Here is a 26,005-nt window from a genome sequence, read left to right on the forward strand (position 1 = left end):
TTAATAGGGCGTATACTTTATGTTTTTTTACTTGGTTTTCTCACCAAGAAAAGGATCATACATCATGATAGCATGATTTTCTACAATCATTTTCTCCGTAATAGCATGTGGGGATGTGATTATTTTAAAAATCTGATTATGTCTGGAGTAACCACCCCAAAATTGCTGTTTAATTTGATGGTTTCTTTCTTCAACTTTAAAGGAGACCTCTAGTTTTTCTTTTGAAAATAATTCACCATTTAAATGCGTGTCATCCATCCATAACTTGATAACAAAGCTATTTTTTGTTTCATTTTTAATCTGCAAATCTATGTAGTTATAAGATAAAGTAGCCCCAGCTCCAAAAGGGACTTTTCTATTGATATCAGGAAAAACATCAAACCCATGTCTATAACGTTCTTTCACGGTTAGCGGACTATGCGCGAAAATCCAAAATAAAAGATTACCAAGTTGACAAAGACCGCCTCCTGTATCTTTATCAATTTTCCCACTCTTTAAAACTAACCCTTCTAAATAGCCTTTTCTTTTGGTAGGTCTACCAACTAGTTTCCACAGCGAAAAGTATTCATTAGGTTTAATTTCTATGTTATTTAAATGTTGGATGGCAATTTTAAGATTGGTCCTTTTATTTTCTTGAAGATACATGTCCACATCTTTCAATGGTCTCAAAACTAAAGAACGATGTTTAAATACGGAATGGTTACAACTAGAAGTAAAAGTTTGTTTTGAATAGGTTTTGTCAGAAAAGAACCAATCCCATTGTCGTTTAAGAATAAAGTATTCTTTCCCTAAAACTTGTCTTAATTGACCTCTTTGTATTGGTTTTTTTATTTCGTTCAAATTTGTTTTGTATTTATTGGGCAATGGGTTGCTCTTCTTTTTTATTTCATTTTAGCTCCATAAGGACAATATCAGACATTTTAAGACTATATATAATTAAATATCCAGCGTTAAATTTAATTAATTTAAAACTATAAATAGTCGATGTATGACTTAAAAGTCATTCGATTTAATGTTAAACGAGTCTCTAGTTATGGCGATTCTGATTAGTGTTTTAGCCCTGTTTTTATAATTGAATGATTTTAAATAAGATTTGTTTATAACCTCTAATAAAGTATATTTACAAAATATAATAAAAACCAATCAATAATGAAAACACAAATTTTAAAAACAATTCTAGTCTCATGCTTTTTTATGTTAACAGCTTGCGGAGGTGGTGGACCTGAAGGTGCAACAATAAAATTTTTAGAGAGTATGTACTCAGGAGATTTTGCAACAGCTAAAGAGTATGCAACCACAGATACTAAATCAATGTTATCGATGTTAGAGTCTTTTGGGGCAAAAGATCAGTTTGCTGAAAAAATGGGAGAAGCAGATATGGATTTTGAAGTTGTGGAAACTAAAATTGATGGTGATAAAGCTGTTTGTACTGTAAAAATGACAAGTGGTAAAGAAGAAGGTGATCAAAACATGCCAATTAATCTTGAAAAAGTTGATGGGAAATGGTTAGTGAGCATGGATAAAGAATCTATGAATAAAGAAGGTATGGGGAATCAGAGTAAAGAAACAGGTAACCCTGATTTAGAGTCTGATGACGATATGGATTCTGAAGATGACATGGATTCTGACGATGATATGGAAGAAGAAATTATAGAAGAAGAAACTGAATTTCAAGAGTAAATGTTAAAAATAACTATTAAAATTATACTAGTTATTAGTATTCTTTTTTTAGCATATAAATTTTTAAAAGACGATTCAAACCGACCGTATGAATCGTCTTTTTTGTATAAATTAAATGCTAAGGAGAAGGCTAAACTTCAAAATGGTGACATTATTTTACGTCGCGGTTATGGTCTAGTCAGTACGATGATTTTAAAAATGATGAATGAAGATTATGACGTGACACATCTTGGGATGGTCGTTCGCCAAAATGATACTTTAAAAATAGCACATGCATTATCTAGTAGTGTGTCTAATCAAGATGGTTTGCGTTTACAAGCCATAGACTCATTTGTACATAATTCTCATGATCGCACAATATTAGTGACACGATTAAAAAATATAGATTCGGTAAAACAGCAAAAAGTGATAAGTCAAATCGATTATTACTATAAAAAGCAATTACCTTTTGATCATAGTTTTAATTATAAAGACACTACAGAGCATTATTGTTCTGAATTAATATGGCGTATTTACGAACATAATCTTAAAATATTGAAAGTATCTGATACCTTGACTGACGAGGAGAAATACAATACACTTCGGACGTTTTACGATCCTAATTATTTTGATATTATAATCAATCATCAACAGCAATAAAGTCGCAATTTCTAAAAATATAGACTGGACCGAAAGGACAGGACTAAAAAGTATTCTGCTATTCTTTTTTTAATTGCTTGCTAATTTTATTAATCGCATTTTCAATTGACTTTTCGGGCTCAATAATATTATATGCACCCCAGAAATCAGGATCAGAAAAACCAGAGGCTTTATTTTGTAAAATTGAATTTGGTCGTAATTTTTGTGTCTTAGTTTTTACTGCATTTTCGTTGATTTCCCAATCAGTGATGGCCATTTCACTTTGTAAAGTGTATTTACTATTAAACCATCGGTTTTTCCAGTTGACTTTAAATGTTAATATTATATTACTGTAACCAAAATACCATTTACCATCTTTGGTCCTGTAATTTACGCGATAAGAGGCTTCGGTAGGATAGACGGTAGCAGTTAATGGTTTTTTTCTAACAAAAAGCTTTCCTGCTTCTTCTCTGTTTTCAACATTTAAATTATAACTAGCACTGGTCAAAGCACTGGTTTTTGCATCAATGTAAAGCGTACCATAATACATTGGACTGCTTATAGTTTTCTTTTGGATAAAATTGACCACATAAACTAACTTATTATCAATTTGAGTAGTACGTCCAAAGGTGAAGTCATAATTAGCCATCGTGTTGTTACTAAAAATAAATTTAGGATACTTGATCACATCTGTATATAAGCTACTAAAAGGACCGCCTTGTAATTTTAAAGCAACGGTATCTAGTCTAGCGTAGTTGGTGTTTTTTCGTGCTTTAATAAGGGTGATGTCGTCACTTTTATTAGTTGTGTAGGATTGTTTTTTGATAGTGACTACAGCTTCCGATAGTGACGCATTTCTATTTCTTTTTTTTATGGTTTCTCTGTAGAACCCAGTCATAAAAATAGTTTCATTAAAATAATTATCCCCTTTTAAAGCAAATGTTTTTTTTACTAATTCTGCTGCATCTTGTGGAGTAACTAAATCTATTTCTGCGAGTACTGTTGGTACTTGTTCTAAATAAATTGTCATGTTAGTTTTTAAATCTAACAATTTAAATTCTAGTTTTTGATAGCCTAAATAAGAGACAACAACACTATTATTTATAAGATTTTCTGGTACTTTAAGACTAAATTCACCTTCACTATTAGAAACCGTACTAATATTGGACTTTGTTACTGTTAAGTCGGCTAGAGCAAGAGGCTTATTAGTGTTTTTATCTAATATTTGACCTTTAAACTCTTGCGTATTTTGTGCGTAAGAAAAGAGGCAACTCATTAAAATTAAGAGGGTGGTTGTTAGCTTGATACTTTTATTAACGATTTGATTCATGACTATAATTGTGTTAACGGTTCACTGTCTAAATTTAATCAAAAGGGAACACTTTTTTGTAAGGTTTTATGTTAATTTTAAGACATACTAAAGCGTAAACTGCCTTATCTTTACGCAAGATTTATCTGTAACTATGCCAACACACTGTATTTCATTTAAAGACACTGGATATTTTTCTCAATTAATTTGTGATTATTTAGCAGAAACTGAAACGTTAAAACCATTTTACAATAGGTTTCCTAATATCCAGAATTTTAAAGCTCAAATTAAAGAAAAGCAAGAGACGTTTAGTAATGACAATAGAAGTGTATTAGTTAATGCACTGGAAGAGCAATACAAAATACTGGACACGTCAGAAGCAACACATACTAATATTAAGTTATTAGCAGATAGTAAAACATTTACTATTACAACAGGGCATCAACTTAACTTATTTACTGGCCCGTTATATTTTTTACATAAAATTATTTCGACCATAAACCTGACTAAGGAATTGAAAGTTGCTTATCCTGAGTATAATTTTGTGCCTATTTATTGGATGGCTTCGGAAGATCATGACTTTGAAGAAATCAATTATTTTAATTTCAGAGGAAAAAAGATACGTTGGAATAAAGACGCGTCGGGAGCAGTTGGAGATCTAGATACAAAAGGTTTAAAAGAGGTTTTTGAATTATTTACTAAGGAGCTAGGTATTGGCACTAATGCTAAATATTTAAAAGCACTTTTTGAGAATGCCTATTTAAAACACGATAATTTAGCTGAAGCGACACATTATCTAGCAAATGGGTTGTTTGGCGAACAAGGTTTAGTGATTATCGATGCCAATAAAAAAGCATTAAAACAACTGTTTATTCCGCAAATCAAAAGGGAGTTATTTAATAACACATCTTTTGAGGCTGTAACTGAAACCTCAAAACAATTAAGTGAAGTTTCCGATAACTATAACATACAAGTTAACCCAAGAGAGATTAACTTATTTTATATAACAAAGGACGTCAGAGAGCGTATTGTTTATGAGAATAACACCTATAAAGCTTTAAACACAAACGTTGTTTGGAGTAAAGATCAGATAGAAAAAGAAGTTCAAGAGCACCCTGAGCGTTTTAGTCCAAACGTTATTATGCGTCCATTATACCAGGAGGTGATATTGCCAAACCTGTGTTATATTGGTGGTGGTGGTGAACTAGCGTATTGGTTTCAGTTACAAAGTAATTTTGAAGCTAATCAGGTCACGTTTCCTATCTTATTATTACGTAATTCTGTTTTAATAAAAACAAAACAACAAACGGAAAAGCTGGATAAATTAGGGATTTCTAATAAAGATTTATTCTTAAAACGCAATAGCTTTATTAATAAAAAGGTAAGAGAGATTTCAAATATAGATATCGATTTTTCTGAGCAAGTCAAACATTTAAAAGCACAGTTTAAGGACTTGTATGAGTTAGCAGAACAAACAGATCAGTCCTTTGTTGGAGCAGTAGCGTCGCAAGAAAAGAAACAAATCAATGGATTAGAGCATTTAGAAAAACGTTTGCTTACAGCTCAAAAACGTAAATTAAAGGATCAAGTCGCCCGTATGACCACTTTACAATACCAGTTGTTTCCAAATTATAGCTTGCAAGAACGCAACACCAATTTTTCGGAATTATATTTAGAATTTGGTTCGGAATTAATACCTCATTTAATTAAAAATTTGAAACCTTTGCAAGGTCAATTTTTAATTGTTGAATTATAAGTTATGCATAAAATAGATTTAGATTTAGTCGAAATGACGCTTGACGTCATGAAATATACCATCGATCGTATTTCAAAAACGGAAGATGTTATAGGTAAGCCACAAAAAGCTGAAACTTTAAAAGCGTTAGTGGGAGAAACTGTAACGGACAAAGGTATTGGAGGAGAGACTGCTTTTAATCTATGGAAGCAACATTTAATGCATGCTAACGTAAAAATTGATCACCCACGTCATTTAGCATTTGTACCTGCAGCACCAACCAGAGCCTCTATTTTATTTGATTTGGTAACATCCGCGTCAAGTATACATGGTGCGTATTGGATGGAAGGTGCAGGAGGGATTTTTTGTGAGAACGAAGCCATGAAATGGATCGTATCACTAACCGGATTACCACAAGGTGCCTTTGGTGTTTTTACAAGTGGAGGTACAGCAGCAAACTTATCGGCAATTGTTACCGCACGTGAGTATTGGAGAAGTTTAAATGACGACAATAAAAACAGAAAAGGTTTAATCATTACGTCTATTGGTGCACACTCTTCCATAAAAGCTATGGCTAAAGTGGTCGATGTTGATGTACTATTAGTCGATACAGAAGACCGTTTAAAAGGGACTGCATTGCAGCAAACTATGGACGGTTTGACAGTACACCAGAAGGAACGTTTATTTGCGGTAGTGGCTACAGGAGGAACAACTAATGCAGGTATTATTGATGATTTAGAAGGGATTGCAGCGATTTGCGAGGCAGAACACTTATGGTTGCACGTAGATGCAGCTTATGGTGGAGGGGCATTAGCAGCAGACTCAGTCAGACACTTATTTAAGGGTATTGAAAAAGCAGACAGTATTACTATCGATCCACACAAATGGATGTTCTCTCCTTACGATTGTGGTGCTGTAATTTACAAACAACCCGAATTAGCTAAAAAGGCGCACGCGCAAGAAGGGTCTTACTTAGATATTTTTAAAGATGAGGGGGCTCATGGTTTTAATCCAACAGATTACCAAATACAATTAACACGTCGTGTACGTGGTTTACCTTTATGGTTTAGCTTAGCTACACATGGTACGGATAGATATAAGCAAGCGGTAGAAAGAGGTTTGGAATTAGCAACCATTGCAGGACGGTTAATAAAAGAGATGGATCATGTCGAGTTGGTTAGAGCCCCAAGTTTATCATGTGTGTTATACAGACGTAAAGGATGGTCGCCAAACGACTACAGAGACTGGACATTTGCTAATCACGACAAAGGGTTTGCATTAGTAACACCAACCAAATGGAAAACAGGAGATAGTTTTGAGACTGTATCACGTTTTTGCTTTATAAACCCTGATACTACAGAACAGGATATTAAAGCTATTTTGGAGTCTATGGAATAGTGATTACAACTAATTTAAATAGGAATTATTTAAAATAGGAGATGGATTATTGCATTCGAAAAAATCCATTTGAGCGTACTTGGCGTATATTAATTGGATTTTAATTAATATTAGTATGAAGCAATTATTTACTCTTTCAATTTTTCTTATTTCATTTTCAATTTTTTCTCAAACTAAAAACCTTTTAGTTTTTCATGAAACTAATGGTTATAGACATACGCAAGCTATAGAGGCTGGGATTCCTATGTTTCAAGAATTTGCTTCTGATAATGGGTTTACAGTTATAGATTCTCAGGATTCTAGTGTGTTTTCAGAGCCTGATTTTTCAACTAATTATGATGCGGTAGTCTTTTTAAATACTTCAGGAAATGATTTATTAACTGATGAAGAAAAAGTGGGTTTAGAAAACTTTATAACTAGTGGAAAGGGATTTGTTGGTATTCATGCTGCAACGGATACGTATATAGATGGCAGTTGGGATTTTTATAATCAACTTGTTGGTGGTATTGTACAAACAGGTCCAAATCATACCAGTAATAATTATAATGCCGACATGACGGTTTTAGCAAGTCATGAGATTATCGATTTTTTAGGTCCAGTCGGAACGGTTTGGAATAAAAATGAAGAATATTATTATTGGGAATTGAATGGAGGACAATTAAGTACCGATAATACAGTATTGTTAGAGGTTGAGCATACGGGAAGTAATAGTTATGATTTAGCTAGGCCAATAACATGGTATAAAGTGGCAATAACTTATGATGATAATGGTGTCAGTACTAATTTATCAGGAATACGATCTTTTTATACTGCCTTGGGACATTTTGGAAATAATTATTCTGATAATAGTAATTTTAGAGAGATGTTAGAAAATGCTACGTTGTGGGCTTTGGGAGAAAACACATTGAGTATTGAAGACAGGAGTAAACCACTATTTAAAATCGCTCCAAATCCAGTACAATCGCAAACGTCTATTTATTTTGAAAATGCAACAGGAGCTGTTGGTATTAAATTATATAATATTTTAGGAAAAGAAGTACTTTCAAAAATCGTACAACCATTACAGTTTAATGGTAGTGGTTATAGCTTGGATTTGTCAAGTTTTGATACCGGGATTTATCTTCTGAAAATGACAACACAAACCGCTCAAAAAAGTATAAAACTGGTCAAAATTTAATTTTTTGTTAGTTGTTTTTTTTTGTTGAAAAAAATGAATAAAAATTTGTGTTTAGAATTAGTAATTTTCAAAGCAATTAGTATTTTTGTGCATGCAACACGACAAAGTACTTATTTTAGATTTCGGATCGCAATACACACAACTAATTGCGCGCAGAGTTAGAGAGCTTAACATCTATTCCGAAATACACCCATTTAATAAACCACCAAAAAACGTAGACGATTACAAGGCAGTAATACTTTCTGGTAGTCCAATGTCTGTAAGATCAGAAGATGCTTTTCATCCTGACTTATCAGAGATTAGAGGCAAAAAGCCAATGCTAGCGGTCTGTTATGGTGCGCAATATTTAGCACATTTTTCTGGAGGTGAAGTGGCCGAATCAAACACACGTGAATACGGACGTGCCAATTTGAGTTTTGTGGAAGAGGATGCCTTTTTCAAAAACATATCAGTAGGAAGTCAGGTGTGGATGAGTCATAGTGATACGATTAAAAATTTACCAACAAATGGTAAATTATTAGCCAGTACACATGATGTGAAAAATGCAGCTTTTAAAATTGAAGGAGAATCAACTTACGCCATTCAATTTCATCCAGAAGTATACCACTCTAAAGATGGTAAACAATTATTAGAAAATTTTTTAGTAGCTATAGCAAATGTAAATCCAGATTGGACACCAAATGCATTTGTACAAGAAACGGTTGACGACTTACAAGCAAAACTAGGAGACGATAAAGTTGTTCTAGGATTATCAGGAGGAGTAGACTCGTCAGTAGCAGCCATGTTACTGCACAAAGCAATAGGTAAAAACCTTTATTGCATATTTGTAAATAACGGCTTATTACGTAAAAACGAATTCACGGAAGTATTAGAACAATACAAAGGGATGGGCTTAAATGTAAAAGGGGTTGACGCTTCGGCACGCTTTTTGGATGCCTTAGCAGGACTGAGCGATCCAGAAAAAAAGCGTAAAGCTATTGGTAATGCCTTTATCGAAGTGTTTGATCAAGAAGCAAATCTAATCGAAGATGTCAAATGGTTAGCACAAGGGACTATTTATCCAGATGTGATAGAAAGTGTAAGTGCAACAGGAGGACCAAGTGCGACTATTAAAAGTCATCATAATGTAGGTGGATTACCAGACTACATGAAATTAAAAATTGTAGAACCACTTCGCGCTTTGTTCAAGGACGAAGTAAGACGTGTCGGTGCAAGTATGGGTATGGATAAAGACCTTTTAGGGCGTCATCCATTTCCGGGTCCAGGTTTAGCGATTAGGATTTTAGGAGACATCACAGCAGAGAAAGTGCAAATTTTACAAGATGTAGATGCCGTTTTTATTAACGGATTACGCGACGCTGGATTATACGATAAAGTATGGCAAGCGGGCGCTATTTTACTACCAGTAAATAGTGTAGGAGTGATGGGAGATGAGCGTACTTACGAAAAATGTGTCGCATTACGAGCTGTAGAAAGTACTGATGGTATGACGGCGGACTGGGTAAATTTACCATACGAGTTTTTACAAAAAACAAGTAACGATATAATAAACAAAGTAAAAGGCGTTAATAGAGTAGTGTACGACATTAGTAGTAAGCCACCGGCAACTATAGAATGGGAATAATAAAATTCTTTGTAAAAAGGAATCTTATTTAATTAATAAAGTAGTGGAGTTTGGGCGTTACCACAAGGGGCGCGTCTTCCATTATATCTTTTTTTTGCCATATATGGCAGCAAAAAAAAGGATGCCACTACAACCGCTAACGCAGTTTGAAACGTATAAATAACATATGAGAAAATTAATATATATCTTTAGTCTAGTCGCTTTGTTCGGCTGTATTTCCGCGAAAGCGCAAAATTACAAGACACACAAAGTAGAAGTAGGAGAAACAATAGAGCAGATTGCCACTAAATATAGTGTTACAAAATCACAGATTTATGCTTTAAATCCAGATGCTAGAAAGGATATTAAACCAAATTCTGTTTTAATAATTCCAAACGATTCAGTAGTGCCTAATAGACCTTCTGTTTCTGAAGTTAAAACTTTAGAAGGCTTTAAAAAGCATAAAGTAAAGCGTAAGGAAACATTATATAGTTTAGCTAAAGAATATAATGTAGAGCAAGAGGATATTAAAAAACATAATCCAGATTTATACGCTAATAACCTACGTAAGGGAGACAAAATTAAAATTCCTATTTATAAAGTAACCAAGGAAGTAGTCGAAGCAGAAGGAGTAACAAATTCTTACACCGTAAAACCTAAAGAAGGTAAATGGCGAATTGCGTATCAATACGGAATCACAGTTCAGGAATTAGAAGCTTTAAATCCTGATATGGAGGAGGTTTTGCAGCCTGGATCAGTGATTATTGTCCCTAATTTGGAAATGGAAGAGGTTAAGACTTTTGACGAAAAATATAGTTATTATACGGTCTTAAAATCGGAAGGGTTTTATAGGCTAAAAGTGAAAACAGGTTTAACACAAGAACAGTTAGAAAAATTAAATCCAGACTTATTAACGATTGGTTTAAAAGAAGGCATGGTTTTAAAAATACCATTTGATGCTAATGTAAGATCAATAAACGAAGGTTCTGGACCTTTAGATGATGTGCGTTTAGAAACATCAGATTTAACATCTCGTAACTTAGATATAACAACTAAGCATATTGCAATTATGTTGCCTTTTAAATTAAATAAAATGGCTTCGGACTCTGTTAATGATAATAAAAAGTTTATTACCGATGATCCTTATGCTAGTATATCCTTGGATTTTTATTCTGGGGTTAAAATTGCTTTAGATAGCTTATCAACTTTGGGGGTTAATTTAAAAGTAGATGTGTACGATTCAGAAAATAGAGAAAGTCAAGTGACGTCATTAGTACAATCAACTGCTTTTGATAGTGTACAAGCAGTTATCGGTCCCATAATGCCAAAATTATTTGATGTTGCATCGGCCTCTTTAAAAAGTAAAAACATTCCTTTAATTTCTCCAATTACTAAAACGGTTAATTTAAGTAGTAATGTCTTTCAGTCTAGACCATCAGAAGAATTAATGGAATCGACTTTACTTAATTATTTTAAAGCAGATAGTACCGCGCATTTTATTATCGTGTCTGACATGAAAAATAAAGAGAAAGCGGAAACGCTTAAAAAAATATTTCCGAAAGCGTCTATAGTAATGTCCAGAAAAGTTAAAAAGACAGGTGCAGATTCTTACTATATTTTGGACAGTGATATGGTTAGCGTTTTAAAAAGTGGTAAAAACGTGGTGTTTTTAGAAACCGCTAATCCAGGTTTTGTCTCTAACGTGTCTAGTATTTTAAATTCTAAAATAAAGCCAAGTATAGAGATTGTTTTAACCACGACAAACAAAAATAAAGCGTTTGAAGATGATGAGGTTAGAAACACACATTTGTCTAACTTAAGCTTTACTTATGCATCTATTAACAAGACTTTTAGTGAAAATGATGACAATAGTTTTACAAAGCGTTATAAAACGTTGTATAATGAAACGCCAAACGACTATGCCGTTAGAGGATTTGATTTAACAATGGATGTTGTGTTAAGATTAGTAACATCAGAAGATTTATATTTATCTGTAAACGAGGCGCCATTAACCGCTTATGTTGAAAATAAATTTGCATACAAAAAGAAATTGTTCGGAGGGTATTTTAACAATACAGTGTATTTGGTTAAATATCAAGACTTAAAAGTCGTCGAGATAGAACAATAATAGACCATAGGTTAACGTTTTTAAGGTGTATGCTAAAGTATCTATTTATGTTCGCTGGGTTTTTCTTATTGCAAAGCGATGCGATGGAAGAATTAGAATGGAATGCGAATTATAAATTATCATGGCATGATTTTAAGGGACAGCCTAATCCAGATACGGATGCAGTTGCAGTAACAGCATCTGGTATTACTTTTAGCTACTCATTACAACGACGAAATAAAAAAATAGAAGGCTTTAAAACTATAGTTAAAGCCTTTTTTTATCCAGAACATTCATGGTGTAAGTCAGAAAAAGTTGATGCGCATGTTTTGGGACATGAGCAGCTTCATTTTGATATTACCGAGTTACACGCTAGAATATTTAGAGCGCGTATAACAAAGGTGGCGCTTAACGATAGTTTACCTCAAATATTTCAAGAGATGCATGATACTATTGATCTTGAATTAGCGGACATGCAGCATAATTACGATAGTGAAAGTGCGTATTCTATTAATGTTGAAGGACAAAAAAAATGGAAAGATAGTATTGCTATCCGCCTAAAAGCGCTTGATAAATTTAAATCCAAAGGATAATTTTGCTACAACCAGATAAAGAGTTTCTAATTAAATTGGCACATACTAAGATGCCATTCGGAAAATATAAGGACCGTTTTTTAATAGATTTACCAGAATATTACGTGGTTTGGTATCATAACAAAGGTTTCCCAAAAGGAAAACTAGGAGAGATGCTAGATACTATTTATACCGTTAAACTTAATGGGTTGGAAGATTTAATTAGAAATATTAAGAAACAATACCCGAAACCTAGGTAGGGTTAGTTTTGGGAGGTTGATTATTACAATTCTAAAGATATGCGTTGTTGTAAGGATTACATTTTTTTATTGAATATTTAATAGTTTTGTTTCAGTTTTTAAATATGATAAATTTAATGGGTCATTTTTAAAGCCATCTAAATGCATATCAAAAAATTGTTTTTTAGTTTCATTTTTCGAGTTGTTTTTTTTTGCTAACTTCAATATATCTAATAAAGAAGTTTTCTCATTATTTATTATAAATATTATTCGATCCCAGGTGTAAAGGTCTATAATAAAAACATTTTCTGGCGGTAGGTGACTATTGTTAACCTCGTTTTTTTGTTTTACTTTTCCTATTTCATATAAATCTGAAAATTGGCTCCAATATAATTTTTTATATGTTAAAATAATTCCCCAGTTTTCCTTTTTATCATTTAAATTTTTTGAAACACTTAATAGTTGTTCGAAATATGCTTTTAATATAGAGCCTTTTAATGAATTGTAAATCAATTCATCAGTAGGGTTTACGGAAGGGTAAGCTTGTAATTCTATTGCTTTACATTCAATGAATATATTAGAGTCAATAACAAAATCAACTAATTTTGAATCTTTAGGTAATAGTTTTTTTAGGCTTTTTTCTGTAGTGTAGTCATTTTTAAGTTCTTTTATTCCGAATTCAATATATTTTTCGAACCTATTCCCAAATTCTGTGGCAAATTTTTCATCTACAGATTTCAAATAATCGTAGATGTAATTATTTATTGAATAATTAAAAACAGATAGATGAATAATCCTTATTTTTTTATTAAAATATTGTAAAGGATATAGAGTGAAAAAAGTTCTTTCCATTGACTGTAACTCTTCGCGTTTTAAATTTCTTTTAAAGTTTTTTATTTTTTCGTTTGGATTAATTGGATCAAGAGTTAGTAGTTGGATCAGTTTTTTTACTTTAATCTCATCTGTGAATTCGGAAGTGATTTTTAAAAAATCATTACTTAAATAACCATTGTAATTGATTGATGGCTTGTCTAATATATTGATGTCTGTATATATCCAAGTTATTTTCATTAATAACAAAAAATCTAATATTTTAAAACCTGTTTTCTGTTCAAATGATTTTTCTATATTATATTTCCCCGGAATAGAGCTAAATAATTTTAGCTGAGTAGCAAATACATCCTTATAAACAGACGTTTGTAAATAAAATTGTTGAGAATAAAGAATATGAAATGCAATGTCAGTGTTTCCTTCTTTTATAAAACTAGATATATGATCTTGATTAAAATCTGTTATGGATTTTAAAATTTTTGAAGCTTTTTTTTGTGTCAGTGGTTCTATAGGATATTTTTCGCCACCGAATAAATAAGTCCATTTCATTAAAAGGAATACAAACCAAATTGGCTTTATCTCATTTTTTTTATTATCAAGTAAATTGTAACAAAATTGTAGTAAATCTTGTTTTGAATGTTTCCGAATTTTATTTCTAATATAATTAAATGTTATTTCCATTTGTTTATTTTTTCGAATTACATGCAAAGTCTGGTGCAAAAATAATAATAATATTTTCTATCAAGCACTAAACGAAGTAAACTCAAATAAACAAGAAAGTCAAGGTTGTCATTGGCTTGATAGAGTATTCCAAATTCTTCCAAAAATAAAACAGTAAACAGGTTTAGTTTCAACTAAAAACCATAAATTTGCAAGCGTTTAACAACGCAACATGACATCAGAAACTAAGTACATATTTGTAACGGGAGGAGTAACCTCTTCTCTAGGAAAAGGAATTATAGCAGCATCTCTTGCTAAGTTACTTCAAGCTCAAGGTTACAGAACCACAATCCAGAAATTAGACCCTTATATTAACGTAGATCCAGGGACATTAAATCCATACGAACATGGCGAATGCTATGTGACTGACGATGGTGCAGAAACAGATTTAGATCTTGGACATTACGAGCGTTTTTTAAACGTACCAACTAGTCAAGCTAATAACGTGACGACTGGACGTATCTACCAAAGTGTAATACAAAAGGAACGTAGAGGTGAGTTTTTAGGAAAAACGGTACAAGTTATTCCACATATTACTGACGAAATTAAACACAGAATCCAAATTTTAGGTAATTCTGGTGATTACGATATCGTAATTACTGAAATTGGTGGAACTGTGGGAGATATTGAGTCTTTACCATACATAGAAGCAGTAAGACAACTTAAGTGGGATTTAGGGGATAATAACGCATTAGTGATTCACTTAACGTTAATTCCATATTTAACAGCAGCTGGAGAACTTAAAACAAAACCAACCCAACATAGTGTAAAAACATTGATGGAAAGTGGGGTACAGGCAGATATATTAGTGTGTCGTACGGAGCATGAGTTACCATCAGATTTAAAACGTAAACTAGCATTATTCTGTAATGTAAGGGAAGATGCTATCATACAATCTATTGACGCTTCAACAATTTATGATGTTCCAAATATGATGTTAGACGAAGGTTTGGATAAAGTGGTCCTTAAAAAACTTGCTTTAAACAGTGCTGTTCCAGATTTAACGACGTGGAATCAGTTTGTACAACGTCATAAAAATCCAAAATCTGAAATTACGATTGGATTAATTGGTAAATATGTCGAGTTACAAGATTCTTATAAATCAATTTTAGAGGCATTTATTCATGCAGGTGCAGAAAATGAAGTGAAGGTAAATGTAGAGTCTGTACATTCTGAATATTTGAATGCCGATAATATCAAAATGAAATTATCGCATTTAGATGGGGTTTTAGTAGCGCCAGGTTTTGGTGAGCGTGGTATTGAAGGTAAAATAACAGCGATTAAATATGTGCGTGAAAATAACATTCCGTTTTTAGGAATTTGTTTAGGAATGCAAATGGCGGTTATTGAGTTTTGTCGTAACGTGATTGGATTAGCAGATGCTAACTCTACAGAGATGGATCCTGAGACTACAAATCCGGTAATTGATATCATGGAAGACCAGAAAAACATTACGGATATGGGTGGCACAATGCGTCTAGGTGCTTGGGATTGCCATATCGAAAAAGACTCGATTGCCTATAAGGTTTATAACACACAAGATATTAAAGAACGTCACAGACATAGATACGAGTTTAATGGTACTTATAAAGCACAAGTAGAAGCTGCTGGTTTAAAAGCTACCGGATATAATCCAGATACTAAATTAGTCGAAATCATTGAGAATCCTTCTCACCCTTGGTTTGTTGCGGTACAATATCACCCTGAATATAAAAGTACAGTAGCTAATCCACATCCTTTATTCGTAGCATTTGTAAAAGCAGGTTTAAAGCACAGTAAGAAAAAATAAGTGTCAATTTGACACCTATTTAAAAGTGGTCGTATATTTGACTAATTAATTATTCCTCGAAAATAAGAGGAACCAGACAATTATGGAAGAAAAAAAACTAGACGTTAAGTCGATAATAGGTTTTGTATTAATATTCGGAATCTTGTTATTCATGATGTGGCAAAACCAGCCAAGTGAAGAAGAAAGACTAGTACAAGAAGCAGAAAAGAAAGCACAAATTGAAGCTAATAAAAAAGCGGAAGCTAGTGCACAAACAGAGACTAAAACAACAACAGCTTTAGATTACGCAAAACCAACAGATTCTGCTCAAGTAGCAGCATTAAAATCTAAGATTGGGGATTTTGCTTATTCTGCTGCAACATCAACTTTTAATGGTGATGATTTAACGGTTAGTAACGATGTTTTAGAATTAAAGTTTAACACTAAAGGAGGGCATTTATCTGAAGTAAAGCTTAAAAACTTTGTAGATTTTGATTCTATTCCAATCTATTTAGTAAAAAATGGAAATGCGGTTTTTAATATCAACTTCCAGACAAACGATAATAGAACTTTAAATACAAAAGATTTATATTTTCAACCGACAGTAAGCAAAAGTGGAGAAAACACGATTGTATCTATGAAGTTGAAAACTGCTGAGAATAAGTTTTTAGAATATAACTATGTGATTAAGCCTAAGCAGTACATGGTTGATTTTACTATGAAATCTCAAGGCTTAGAAACAGCAATAAATACATCGGCTCCAATAAATTTAGAGTGGACTCAAAAAGCATATAGACATGATCAAAGTATTAGCTTTGAAAATAGATACACACGTTTAACATATCAGGCAGAAGGTGATGTTGATAAATTATCTCAAGGTGGAGATGATGATGAGACGGAAGCTGATGTGGATTGGTTATCTTATAGACAACACTTTTTTAGTTCTATTTTAACGACGGACAAACCGTTTAAGAGCGTCGATTTTTCTTCTAAAAATTTAGTGGAAGATGAAGCTAAAGATTCTATTTTTACTAAACAGTTTTCTTCAAAAACAACCTTAGCTTTAAATGGAGCAAATATCAATAACAACTTAAAGTTGTATTATGGTCCTACAGATAGTGAGATCTTAAAACAATACGATAATAACTTAGCCGAAAGTGTTCAATTTGGATGGGGAATTTTTGGTTGGATTAATAAGTATTTATTTTTCCCATTATTTGGTTTCTTAAGCTCATTCTTACCTTATGGTGTTGCCATTATTGTAATGACCATCTTAATTAAGTTAGCCATGAGTTTTGTGCAGTACAAGCAGTACTTATCTCAGATGAAACTGAAGGTGTTAAAGCCGGAATTAGATGCTATTAGAGAGAAGCACAAGGATAACAAAATGAAAGCCCAACAAGAGACTATGGCGCTTCAAAATAAAGCGGGGGCAAGTCCTATGGCTGGGTGTTTACCAGCTTTAATACAAATGCCTGTATTTTATGCGCTGTTTATGTTTTTCCCAATTGCATTTGCTTTAAGACAGAAAAAGTTTTTATGGGCGGAAGATTTATCATCTTATGATGTTGTAGCAGAGTTACCATTCCATATTCCATTATATGGAGATCACGTGAGTTTGTTCCCTATTTTAGCAGCAATCGCTATTTTCTTTTACATGAAGTTAACGACTGGTCAAAACCAAATGTCAGCGCCAACACAAGAAGGGATGCCTGATATGGCAAAGATGATGAAGTACATGATCTATTTTGCACCAATTATGATGCTTATCTTTTTTAACCAATATGCGTCAGGGTTAAGTTTATATTACTTTGTTTCTAACTTAATTAGTATTGGTATTTTATTAGTGATTAAGAATTTTATTTTAGATGAAGATAAGATTCACGCTAATATTCAGGTTCAGAAAGCAAAACCTAAAAAGGAAAGTAAATTTCAGCAAAAAATGAAAACAATGATGGAGCAAGCTGAAAAACAAAAACAAGCGCAAGCACAACAAAAGAATAAGAAAAAGTAATTTTTATATATAAAACATATAAAGCTGTCTACTATAATTTTAGTTTGGCAGCTTTTTTGTTATAACAAATTTAAAGTATTAACGTTTAGCCATTAGGCAGGATTTCCGCGAAAGCGCCATAAAATTTTTTAAAATGAAAAAACTAATTATTCTATGTATTGTTTTAATAACCAATACTGTATTATTTGCACAAAATTTAAATCAGTTTGATGCTAATGGACAACGTCATGGACAATGGAAAAAGAACTTTAGTAAAACAAAAGTAGTAAGATATGAAGGCACATTTGATCATGGCAAAGAAATCGGAACCTTTAAGTTTTACAAAAACATTGATAATAAACCAGTATTAACAGCAACAAAAGTATTTAATAGCGAGAATGATTTATCGCAAGTTGTTTTTTTTGCTAGTACCGGAAAAAAAATTAGTGAAGGTCAAATGCGAGGTCGTAACCATATTGGTAAATGGGTGATTTTTCATAATAAATCAGACCAAGTAATGACGGAGGAATTATATAACGATAAAGGAACGTTAGAAGGACAACGTTTAGTCTATTATTTAAATGGACAGGTGGCTGAGCGCGCACAGTATCAAGATGGTTTGTTGCATGGCGAATCTAAGTGGTATGGGGAAAATGGGACGCTTATTAAAAGTATTACTTTTAAATTAGATAAATTTGATGGTGCTTATAAAACATATAATAAAGAAGGTTTAATTGCAACAGAAGGACAGTATAAAGATGATGTTAAATGTTGTATTTGGAAACGCTATAAGGCTGGTAAATTGGTAGAAGAAAAGGATTTGGATAAAAAAGGATAATGTAAATTAACGAACAAAATAAAAAACGCCTTAATACTATATTAAGGCGTTTTTCTATGTACTCAAACTCTATTTATGCAATAGTAGTTTGTTAAAACATATGTGATTTATAATTGTGGCAATAATACGGTGTCTATAACATGTACAACACCATTTACAGCTTGTATGTCCACTAATGTTGTTACTATATTACTAACTCTGTCATTTACATCTGTAAGGGTAAAAAGCGTAGCGTCTGCAGTAATATCACCTCCAAGCGTCGCTACTGGTCCTGTTGTTAACATAGACGATTGTACGTTAGCAGATACGATGTGATATGTTAAGGCAGCATCTACAGTTTCTGTCGCTAGGTCTGTTAGTGCAGTAATCTCTAATTCTACTAATAAGTCACCAAAAGCAGCATCTGTTGGCGCAAATACTGTAAATGGACCTGCTGTTGCATCTGATACAGTGGCAATGTAAGGTACTGTTGGCATGCCTGTATCTGCATATTGTAAGGCTTCAACTAAGTTAGTTAATGCTGGATTTGTTGTTGCAAAAGTGGCTATGGTTGGTAAATCTATTACGGCATCCACAACATGTACAATTCCGTTAGACGTAGAGATGTCTGCTATTGCAACACTTGATGCACCATTAAAAGTGACACCATCCGTTCCGTCCCAAAACAAGCTTAAATTTGTGCTATTCGGACCTGAAGCTAATGTATTGGTGTAACCTGTCGCTCCTGTTAAATCTGAAGACATGATGTTTGTATCATCAATAACATGATTTAATAAAATCTCTTTTAATACGTCATTTGGCACATCTGCAAGAGTGGCAAATCCTTTTGCTTGTAAAAATGCAGTAAAAGCGGCATTGGTTGGGGCTAGTACCGTGCGACTTCCTGAAGCCGATAAGTCGTCTACTAATCCAGCTTGTACAACAGCTTCTACTAAAATACTTAGGCTTGGAGTTGCTTGTGCGGTTTCGACAATGTTTAATTCTTGTGTTTCTGTCGGTGTTGTTGCATCGTCATCGTCACTACAAGACCATAATGTAACAAATGCTAAAAATACGAGGGATAAATTTTTGATTGTTTTCATAATAATTATTTTATGTTATTTTGTTTAACAAATCTATAAAAAGATTAAACATAAAGATTTAAAGATTTGTTAAAATTTTTAAATATTTGTTTTTGAGATGTTTAGCATGATAATCCAAAGTGGGGTAATTGGTAATAAATTTTCAAGAAAGACTTATCTTTGCAGTCTATTTAAATGTAGTCATGAAAAAGAGAGTTATTGTTGGTTTGTCAGGAGGTGTTGATTCTAGTGTTGCTGCTTATTTATTACAGGAACAAGGATACGAGGTTATTGGTCTTTTTATGAAAAATTGGCATGATGACTCAGTGACTATTTCTGACGAGTGTCCTTGGTTGGATGATAGTAATGATGCGATGTTGGTTGCAGAAAAATTAGGGATTCCATTTCAAACAGTAGATTTAAGCGAGCAGTATAAAGAACGTATTGTGGACTATATGTTTGACGAGTATGAAAAAGGACGTACTCCAAATCCGGATGTATTATGTAATCGAGAGATCAAATTTGATGTTTTTATGAAAATAGCATTAGACTTAGGTGCCGATTATGTAGCAACGGGTCATTATTGCAGAAAAACAACGATTATAAAAGACGGTAAAGAAGTACATCAATTATTGGCCGGTCAAGATCCAAATAAAGATCAATCTTATTTTTTATGTCAATTATCTCAGGAGCAACTAGCTAAAGCGTTGTTTCCAGTTGGTGAATTGTTGAAACCTCAAGTAAGAGCAATAGCAAAAGAACAAGAGTTGACTACCGCAGATAAAAAAGACTCACAAGGGTTATGTTTTATAGGAAAAGTAAGATTACCAGATTTTTTACAACAACAACTTAAACCAAAAGAAGGTGTTATTGTAGAAATACCAAGGGATAATGCATTTTATAATGAAACAGTACCAAGCTTTAATTCTAAATTAGAAGCATTACAGTACCGCTCAAGAAAGCCTAGTTATGAAGTGTCTCAAGGAAAAATAATGGGTAAACATCAAGGTGCACATTATTTTACTAAAGGACAACGTAAAGGGTTAGCAGTTGGTGGAACAGTAGAACCATTATTTGTTATTGATACAGATGTAAAAGAGAATGTTATTTATACAGGTCAAGGAACATCTCACCCTGGATTATATAAAAGTGCTTTGTTTGTCACTAATGAAGAATTGCATTGGGTGCGAGAAGATTTAACCTTAAAAACAGGCGAGACAATGTCCGTTTTAGCTAGGATTAGATATCGACAACCTTTAGAAAAGGCAACCTTACATAAAGTAGAATCAGGTTTGTATGTCGAATTCGAAAATCCGCAATCGGCTATAACTGAAGGGCAGTTTGTAGCTTGGTATTTGGATGAAGAATTAGTTGGTTCAGGTGTAATTTCTTAAATTGCAGTAACTAAATGTTACTGCTATGAAACACGTTTACTTTTTAGTACTAGTAATTTATTCTTCTTGTTTGTGTGCTCAAGAGCATGCATGGGTCTATTTGGCGGATAAACCGGATAGTGTGACAGCATTAGCTAATCCTATTTCAATTTTAACTCAAAAGGCATTAGACAGGAAAGCGGCGCATAATGTCAGTGTGGATTTTAGAGATGTACCTGTTGATGAAACTTATATTTCTTCAATAAAATCTCAAACAGGTATTACTGTAGTTTCAAAATCAAAATGGTTTAATGCCATACACGTTTTAGGAACACAGTCGGATATAAATGAATTAACAACAGTAACCGTTAATGGTACTTTAATTGTTAGCAGTATAGATTTTGCAGACAATGCTTTAGACGCACGACCAAGTCTAAACCAAAATAAACACGATTTTGAAGCCCGTTTAACAACCTTTAATTACGGTAGTGCTGCAAATCAAGTCGAAATGATAGGTGTAGATGGTTTACACCAAAATAGTGATAGCTATACTGGAACAGGGATGGCCGTTGCTGTTATAGATGCTGGTTTTCCTAGTGTAAATACGATGTCTGGTTTTCAGCGCTTAAGAGATGCTAACGGAATTTTAGGAGGTTATGATTTTGTCGATCGCAATACCGATGTCTATGCTTATACCGGTAATTCTCATGGGACTTGGGTGTTAAGTGATATGGCTGGTTTTATTCAAGATCAGTTTGTGGGTACCGCTCCTGATGCTGAATTCTATTTATTTAGAACAGAGAATGCAGCGACAGAAACACCTTTAGAAGAAAGTCTTTGGGTAGAAGCAGCAGAACGGGCCGATAGCTTAGGGGTCGATGTTATTAATTCGTCTTTAGGATACACCACTTTTGATAATCCTAATTATAGTTATACGCCAGCTCAAATGGATGGAAACACAGCGTACATTACTAAAGGTGCCAATATTGCTTTCGAAAAAGGAATTTTAGTGGTTAACTCTGCAGGGAATTCTGGAGGAGGTAGTTGGCAGATTGTTGGGGCACCAGCTGATGCAGCAGGAGTTTTTAGTATTGGTGCTGTGCAAGCTAATGGTACTTATGCGTCATTTAGTAGTACAGGTAATAGTACGCAACCTACACAAAAGCCTGATGTTGTAGCGCAAGGTCAAGCCAGTTATGCTATAAATACTAATGATAATATTATTACCTTAAATGGAACATCTTTTAGTTCGCCAATTTTAGCTGGAGGTATCGTATGTTTATGGCAAGCGTTACCCACAAAGTCAAATGCAGAAATTATGCAATTAGTGCGTGAGTCAGCTTCGCAATACAATACGCCAGACTATTTTTTAGGTTATGGTATTCCTGATTTAAGTTTAGCATTAGCAGACGGTTTATTATCGGTAGACGGTTTTGAAGATGAAAACACTACACTTAAAGTGTATCCTAATCCTGTAGCGGAACAATTAAATATACAATTGCCTAGTCGATTTAACGACGCTAGAGTACGATTATATGATGTCTTAGGAAAGCAGGTCATGGACAGCAAAATAACAGCAATACATAAAAGTATAAATACATCCGCTTTATCTAAAGGCGTGTATTTGGTAAAAATAGAAGCTAAAGATTTATCAGTTACTCGAAAGATTATAAAAAATTAAACGAGAATACGTTTTAAGCCCTAAAATTAATATTCAACATTTTAATAATGCAAAATAAAATAACAAGACTCTTCAATATTAAACATCCAATTATTCAAGCAGGAATGATTTGGAATAGTGGCTGGAAATTAGCCTCAGCAGCAAGTAATTCTGGAATACTAGGATTGATTGGTGCTGGAAGTATGTATCCAGATGTTTTAAGAGAGCACATTCAAAAATGTAAAAAAGCAACAGACAAACCCTTTGGTGTTAATGTTCCAATGTTATATCCTAACATTGAAGAGATCATGAACATTATCGTGGAAGAAGACGTTAAGATTGTATTTACTTCCGCAGGAAACCCAAAAACGTGGACCAAATGGTTGCAAGATAAAGGGATAACAGTGGTGCATGTGGTTAGTAGTGTTAAGTTTGCTTTAAAAGCGCAAGCAGCAGGTGTGGATGCTATTGTTGCAGAAGGTTTTGAAGCTGGAGGACATAATGGTCGTGACGAAACGACGACACTAACTTTAATACCAATGGTCGCAGAGCAATTGGATATTCCACTAATTGCAGCAGGTGGTATTGCTACAGGAAAAGCGATGTTAGCTTGTCTTGTTTTAGGGGCCGATGGTGTGCAAGTCGGGAGTCGATTTGTAGCCAGTACAGAAAGTAGTGCACATCAGGCATTTAAAGAAGTTGTAGTTGATGTTAAGGAAGGCGACACCCAATTAACGTTAAAAGAATTGGCGCCTGTTAGACTTATTAAAAACAAGTTTTATCAACAATTAGAAGACTTATATAAAACGAGTCCAACTTCAGAACAACTTAAAGAATTATTAGGTCGTGCACGTGCCAAAAAAGGGATGTTTGAAGGTGACTTAGACGATGGCGAACTGGAGATTGGTCAAATAGCAGGATTAATTCACGATATAAAACCAGTTGCTGAGATTGTTAAAGATATGGTTGCTGAGTTTGAGGAGGCAAAAAGTAGTATTGTTAAGCTTTAAAGAGTCGAGGTTATACTTTTAATAATACAAATGATATTCAAAAAAATAATATTTAAAGCTTCACAAATTAAATGGATTCCTAAGTGGATGTATTTACTTGGTGTGTTTCAATACATTAAATTATTGTTTGGTCTTAAAAGCAAGACGCCCTATTTAAAATTAAAACTGAAAGGGTATGATGCTAAGGTTTACTTAAGACCAAAGACGTCCGATTTTTAAATATTCAAACAAATTTTTATTGAAGAAGACTATAACGTCCAATGTCCAAAAGAGGTTAATAATATTATAGATGCTGGTTCTAACTGTGGGTATTCCATAGTGTATTTTAAAAATAAGTTTAAAAAGGCTAGACTTATTGCTATTGAACCTGATCCTTCAAATATTGAGATTCTAAAAAAGAACACTGCACATTTTTAAAATGTATATATAGTGGAAGGCGGGCTTTGGAGTATAACTACCGATTTAAAAATTTTAGATAAGAATGCTGGAAAATGGGCGTTTAGAGTAGTAGAAGCTTTAGATCATTCTAAAGATTTTAAAGGTTATAGTTTGGATGCCATTATGTTAGAATATGATATTAAAACCATCGATATTTTAAAAATGAATGTGGAAGGTGCTGAAAAAGTGATTTTTGAACAAAATTATCAATATTGGTTATCCAAAACTAAATTTGGTTTTTTAGAGGGTCATGAAAATTACGCACCAGACGTTACCAATTTGGTGAATAACAGACTACATGCGTTAGATTTTGAACAGTCCAAATCTGGTAAAAACTTAGTGTTTTCCAAGAGGTCTAATCTCAAATAAGTACTTCAAACTAAAACCAAAAACACTACTTTTGCGCCATCAATTATATCTTGTATAAAAGTGTTTATTCTAAAGTTTAAACCCAAGGATATAATGCTATCGATGTAACACAATGACTAAATGGTTTTAAGTAATTACACTAAAGAATTTAAATATAATTGGCAGCTTGCTGCGCCAGTAATGTTAGGTATGTTGGGACATACCTTTGTCAGTTTTGTAGACAACATTATGGTAGGTCAAATGGGGACAGCAGAATTAGCTGCCGTGTCCCTAGGGAATAGTTTTATGTTTATTGCCATGTCAATAGGTATTGGATTTAGTACAGCAATTACACCTTTAGTGGCAGAAGCTGATAGTGCTAACGATTTTGATAAAGGGAAATCGGCATTTAAACACGGTTTATTTTTGTGTACCGTTTTAGGTGTTTTATTGTTTTTACTCCTTTTATTAGCAAAACCCTTAATGTATTTAATGAAGCAACCGATTGAGGTGGTAGAGCTGGCTATTCCGTATTTAGATTTGGTTGCTATTTCATTAATACCATTAATTATATTTCAAGGATTTAAACAGTTTAGTGATGGTTTATCATTAACTAAATATCCAATGTATGCTACCATATTAGCCAATTTGATTAACGTCTTATTAAATTATTTATTGATTTTCGGGAAATTTGGGTTTCCAGAATTAGGAATTGTTGGAGCAGCATATGGGACTTTGGTCTCGCGTATTATAATGGTGTTTTATTTATGGTGGTTATTAAAAGGACGCGAAAAATCAAAAGCTTATGTTACTAATATCAAATTTTTTGTATTAGAAAATGTAATGCTAAAAAAGATAATTAATTTAGGAACGCCAAGTGCTATGCAAATGTTTTTTGAAGTAGCTATTTTTACCGCTGCCATTTGGTTAAGTGGTTTATTAGGTAAAAACCCTCAGGCAGCTAATCAAGTGGCTTTAAATTTAAGCTCAATGACCTTTATGGTTGCTACGGGGCTAAGTGTTGCATCAATGATTAGGGTTGGTAATCAAAAAGGATTACATCAATATTTAGAGTTACGTCGTATTGCCGTATCCTTATTTTTGATGGGCTTTATTTTTGCAGTTCTTTTCGCTTCTTTATTTTTGATATTTAATCAGTTTTTACCGCGATTATATGTCGATTTTGATGATGTAATAAACTTTAAAGATAATATGGAAGTGGTCACCATTGCATCACAATTATTAATTGCGGCAGCCGTATTTCAGATTAGTGATAGTCTGCAAGTTGTTGCACTGGGGGCTTTAAGAGGGCTTCAAGATGTGACCATTCCTACAATAATAACATTTATCTCGTATTGGTTAATTGGGTTTCCAATAAGCTGGTATCTAGGAAAGGCCGAAGCCTATGGTAGCTTTGGTATTTGGTTAGGATTACTCGCTGGTTTAACATCAGCAGCTATTTTATTGTTTATACGTTTTAATTATCTAACTAAAAGGTTAATTTTGAACTCGGCTAATAACTAACAG

The 26,005-nt window shown here is 33.3% G+C and carries 22 protein-coding genes; 18 read left to right on the top strand and 4 right to left on the bottom strand.

The features are described from left to right. Positions 1-27 precede the first annotated feature (27 nt). Positions 28-840 carry a VanW family protein gene (locus H0I26_RS08270; protein ID WP_218701797.1) on the bottom strand — a complete coding sequence of 271 codons (813 nt, stop codon included), beginning with the start codon at positions 838-840 and terminating at the stop codon, positions 28-30. 309 nt (positions 841-1,149) lie between these two features. Here H0I26_RS08270 and H0I26_RS08275 point away from each other — a divergent pair, with 309 nt between their 5' ends. Both H0I26_RS08275 and H0I26_RS08280 read left to right on the top strand, forming a co-directional pair. Then, on the top strand, positions 1,150-1,680 hold the full coding sequence (locus tag H0I26_RS08275) for a DUF4878 domain-containing protein (RefSeq protein ID WP_218701798.1): 531 nt from the start codon (positions 1,150-1,152) through the stop codon (positions 1,678-1,680). Then, the gene (locus H0I26_RS08280; RefSeq protein ID WP_218701799.1) at positions 1,681-2,319 is read left to right on the top strand and encodes a YiiX/YebB-like N1pC/P60 family cysteine hydrolase; all 639 of its coding nucleotides are present in this window, start codon (positions 1,681-1,683) and stop codon (positions 2,317-2,319) included. Positions 2,320-2,377: 58 nt separating this feature from the next. Here the strand turns inward: H0I26_RS08280 and H0I26_RS08285 are convergent, their stop codons facing one another. Further along, positions 2,378-3,628, bottom strand: a complete 1,251-nt coding sequence (locus H0I26_RS08285) for a carboxypeptidase-like regulatory domain-containing protein (RefSeq protein ID WP_218701800.1) — start codon at positions 3,626-3,628, stop codon at positions 2,378-2,380. Between the two features lie 133 nt (positions 3,629-3,761). Here H0I26_RS08285 and bshC point away from each other — a divergent pair, with 133 nt between their 5' ends. The 7 genes from bshC to H0I26_RS08320 all read left to right on the top strand — a co-directional run bounded on the left by bshC (position 3,762) and on the right by H0I26_RS08320 (position 12,459). Continuing rightward, positions 3,762-5,363: a bacillithiol biosynthesis cysteine-adding enzyme BshC gene (bshC, locus tag H0I26_RS08290; protein WP_218701801.1), complete on the top strand. Its 1,602-nt coding sequence runs from the start codon at positions 3,762-3,764 to the stop codon at positions 5,361-5,363. A gap of 3 nt (positions 5,364-5,366) precedes the next feature. Next, positions 5,367-6,740: a pyridoxal phosphate-dependent decarboxylase family protein gene (locus H0I26_RS08295; RefSeq protein ID WP_218701802.1), complete on the top strand. Its 1,374-nt coding sequence runs from the start codon at positions 5,367-5,369 to the stop codon at positions 6,738-6,740. A 115-nt stretch (positions 6,741-6,855) separates the two neighbouring features. After that, positions 6,856-7,917: a ThuA domain-containing protein gene (locus H0I26_RS08300; protein WP_218701803.1), complete on the top strand. Its 1,062-nt coding sequence runs from the start codon at positions 6,856-6,858 to the stop codon at positions 7,915-7,917. 91 nt (positions 7,918-8,008) lie between these two features. Continuing rightward, positions 8,009-9,541, top strand: coding sequence for a glutamine-hydrolyzing GMP synthase (gene guaA / locus H0I26_RS08305; RefSeq protein ID WP_218701804.1), 1,533 nt, complete (start codon positions 8,009-8,011; stop codon positions 9,539-9,541). A gap of 166 nt (positions 9,542-9,707) precedes the next feature. Beyond that, positions 9,708-11,648, top strand: coding sequence for a LysM peptidoglycan-binding domain-containing protein (locus H0I26_RS08310; RefSeq protein WP_218701805.1), 1,941 nt, complete (start codon positions 9,708-9,710; stop codon positions 11,646-11,648). A gap of 83 nt (positions 11,649-11,731) precedes the next feature. After that, positions 11,732-12,220: a hypothetical protein gene (locus H0I26_RS08315; RefSeq protein WP_256935302.1), complete on the top strand. Its 489-nt coding sequence runs from the start codon at positions 11,732-11,734 to the stop codon at positions 12,218-12,220. 2 nt (positions 12,221-12,222) lie between these two features. Then, positions 12,223-12,459, top strand: a complete 237-nt coding sequence (locus tag H0I26_RS08320) for a DUF3820 family protein (RefSeq protein ID WP_101017856.1) — start codon at positions 12,223-12,225, stop codon at positions 12,457-12,459. Between the two features lie 66 nt (positions 12,460-12,525). On the opposite strand, the gene H0I26_RS08325 is transcribed toward H0I26_RS08320, so the two are convergent. Beyond that, the gene (locus H0I26_RS08325) at positions 12,526-13,950 is read right to left on the bottom strand and encodes a hypothetical protein (protein WP_218701807.1); all 1,425 of its coding nucleotides are present in this window, start codon (positions 13,948-13,950) and stop codon (positions 12,526-12,528) included. A 211-nt stretch (positions 13,951-14,161) separates the two neighbouring features. Between H0I26_RS08325 and H0I26_RS08330 the strand changes: the two genes are divergently transcribed. The 3 genes from H0I26_RS08330 to H0I26_RS08340 all read left to right on the top strand — a co-directional run bounded on the left by H0I26_RS08330 (position 14,162) and on the right by H0I26_RS08340 (position 18,588). Next, a complete protein-coding gene (locus tag H0I26_RS08330) occupies positions 14,162-15,778 on the top strand; it encodes a CTP synthase (protein ID WP_101017858.1) in 1,617 nt (538 codons plus the stop codon). An 82-nt stretch (positions 15,779-15,860) separates the two neighbouring features. Continuing rightward, the gene (yidC, locus tag H0I26_RS08335; RefSeq protein ID WP_218701808.1) at positions 15,861-17,771 is read left to right on the top strand and encodes a membrane protein insertase YidC; all 1,911 of its coding nucleotides are present in this window, start codon (positions 15,861-15,863) and stop codon (positions 17,769-17,771) included. Positions 17,772-17,904: 133 nt separating this feature from the next. Beyond that, on the top strand, positions 17,905-18,588 hold the full coding sequence (locus H0I26_RS08340) for a toxin-antitoxin system YwqK family antitoxin (RefSeq protein WP_218701809.1): 684 nt from the start codon (positions 17,905-17,907) through the stop codon (positions 18,586-18,588). Between the two features lie 107 nt (positions 18,589-18,695). Here the strand turns inward: H0I26_RS08340 and H0I26_RS08345 are convergent, their stop codons facing one another. Next, positions 18,696-19,670, bottom strand: a complete 975-nt coding sequence (locus tag H0I26_RS08345) for a fasciclin domain-containing protein (RefSeq protein ID WP_218701810.1) — start codon at positions 19,668-19,670, stop codon at positions 18,696-18,698. Between the two features lie 182 nt (positions 19,671-19,852). Between H0I26_RS08345 and mnmA the strand changes: the two genes are divergently transcribed. From mnmA to H0I26_RS08375, 6 genes are all read left to right on the top strand, one after another. Further along, positions 19,853-21,043 carry a tRNA 2-thiouridine(34) synthase MnmA gene (mnmA, locus tag H0I26_RS08350; RefSeq protein ID WP_218701811.1) on the top strand — a complete coding sequence of 397 codons (1,191 nt, stop codon included), beginning with the start codon at positions 19,853-19,855 and terminating at the stop codon, positions 21,041-21,043. Positions 21,044-21,068: 25 nt separating this feature from the next. Next, positions 21,069-22,703: a S8 family serine peptidase gene (locus H0I26_RS08355; RefSeq protein ID WP_218701812.1), complete on the top strand. Its 1,635-nt coding sequence runs from the start codon at positions 21,069-21,071 to the stop codon at positions 22,701-22,703. A 47-nt stretch (positions 22,704-22,750) separates the two neighbouring features. Further along, positions 22,751-23,692 (top strand): NAD(P)H-dependent flavin oxidoreductase, encoded by a 942-nt coding sequence (locus tag H0I26_RS08360; RefSeq protein ID WP_218701813.1) that lies wholly within the window; start codon positions 22,751-22,753, stop codon positions 23,690-23,692. Between the two features lie 30 nt (positions 23,693-23,722). Beyond that, complete coding sequence (locus H0I26_RS08365) at positions 23,723-23,911, top strand: hypothetical protein (RefSeq protein WP_218701814.1); 189 nt, start codon at positions 23,723-23,725, stop codon at positions 23,909-23,911. Positions 23,912-24,121: 210 nt separating this feature from the next. Then, a complete protein-coding gene (locus tag H0I26_RS08370) occupies positions 24,122-24,499 on the top strand; it encodes an FkbM family methyltransferase (RefSeq protein ID WP_218701815.1) in 378 nt (125 codons plus the stop codon). Between the two features lie 120 nt (positions 24,500-24,619). Beyond that, on the top strand, positions 24,620-26,002 hold the full coding sequence (locus tag H0I26_RS08375; protein WP_218701816.1) for an MATE family efflux transporter: 1,383 nt from the start codon (positions 24,620-24,622) through the stop codon (positions 26,000-26,002). Positions 26,003-26,005 lie beyond the last annotated feature (3 nt).

This window comes from Olleya sp. HaHaR_3_96, from assembly GCF_019278545.1.
GTDB lineage: Bacteria > Bacteroidota > Bacteroidia > Flavobacteriales > Flavobacteriaceae > Olleya.